Source organism: Peterkaempfera griseoplana (genome assembly GCF_001418575.1).
GTDB classification, from domain to species: domain Bacteria; phylum Actinomycetota; class Actinomycetes; order Streptomycetales; family Streptomycetaceae; genus Peterkaempfera; species Peterkaempfera griseoplana.
In genome coordinates, this window is the sequence record NZ_LIQR01000161.1 from 1 (window position 1) to 1297 (window position 1297).

A 1297-nucleotide genomic window follows, 5' to 3' on the forward strand; every position below is an offset into this window, starting at 1 on the left:
AGGTCGGCCAGGTCGGCCACGTCGCTGCGGACGCCGGTGGCGCGCGGGCCGATCTGCGCGATGGCGGCGTCCAGCACCTCCTGGCGGCGGCCGGTGATGAACACGTGCGCGCCCTCCGCGGCGAAGCGCTGGGCGGTGGCCAGGCCGATGCCGCTGGTGCCGCCTGTGATGATGGCTGTCTTGCCGTCAAGCTGTCCCATGGTGTGGTTCTCCAAGTCGCGATAGGTGTGAACGCTCCAGAGAAGTAACAATTTCTGTTACATCATCCGGCGCGAAGACCCCGCTCTGCCGACCCGCATGCGAGCGATCCCGGGAGAGGGGTGCGTATGTCAGGGTTCGATGGAGGTGACGGCGCTGCCATTGCCGGCCAGGCGCACGCCCGTTGCATGCCTGCTGCAGGGATCGGAGGGCATCCCGCGGTCGGGGAACCCCGGCCGCGGACCGTCGATGTAATCACTATTGTTACACCGCCGGGGCGCCTCCTGTCGAGTGCCCGTGCCGCCAGGCGTACCGGCGTGACCGCCGACACGTGCCTCCGGGGAGCCGGGCGACCCTGCCGACACGACAAGCACGACAGGCTCGGCGGTCCCTCGCTCCCCGCAGGGGCGGGTGCGATCGGCCCTTCCTGCCGCTTGAGTGAACCGGTCCGCGGCATGACGCGGTGGCCTGGGTGTGGTGTCGCGAGCGAGTCCAGGGGTTCCGGGTTCGCCCAAGGCATCGCCCCGAAGCGTCGCGGACGGTACGCCGATGTGGTCACAGCCCGAAGGGGGAGGGCTGGGGCGATGGTCTTTCCGCAGGTCGGGCAGCGGCCCGCGGTCATGTAACATTGTCTGTTACAATGCATCCCGTATGCGGATGGATGGGCGGAGATCGGCGGTCGGATCGCCTCGCCGGACAGGGAGGAGAACGAAGTGAGTGCCAACAGCAGAATGACGATCGCCATCCATGTGCTGACCTGGATGTCTCTCGACCGGCAGAACAACGAGGTCGCGACCTCCGAGCGCATTGCGGGGAGCGTCAACACCAACGCCGTGGTGATCCGCCGGTGTTTGGGCGATCTCCGGAAGTCCGGACTGGTGCAGTCCAAGAGGGGGGCGGGAGCGGGCTGGGTTCTGGCGCGGGAGCCCGAGGACATCACGCTGCTGGAGGTGTACCTGGCCGTGGAAGGCGGGGGTCCGTTCGGCATGCACCACACGCCGCCGAACGCCGACTGCCCGGTCGGCTTCGGAATCCGGCCGGCCCTGCAGGTGGTGTACAGCGAACTCGAGGAGGAGATCCGGAAGGGGCTGGCCCGCAC

The 1297-nt window shown here is 68.3% G+C and carries 2 protein-coding genes; one reads left to right on the forward strand and one right to left on the reverse strand.

Going from position 1 to position 1297, the window contains the following annotated elements; genetic code table 11:
* Positions 1 to 200, reverse strand: a 200-nt coding sequence (locus AOK09_RS13240; protein ID WP_157875887.1) for an SDR family NAD(P)-dependent oxidoreductase, incomplete at its 3' end; no start/stop codon positions are given.
* Positions 201 to 911: 711 nt separating this feature from the next.
* Between AOK09_RS13240 and AOK09_RS13245 the strand changes: the two genes are divergently transcribed.
* Positions 912 to 1297 (forward strand): Rrf2 family transcriptional regulator (locus tag AOK09_RS13245; RefSeq protein ID WP_055587370.1); only part of this gene is annotated, 386 nt, incomplete at its 3' end.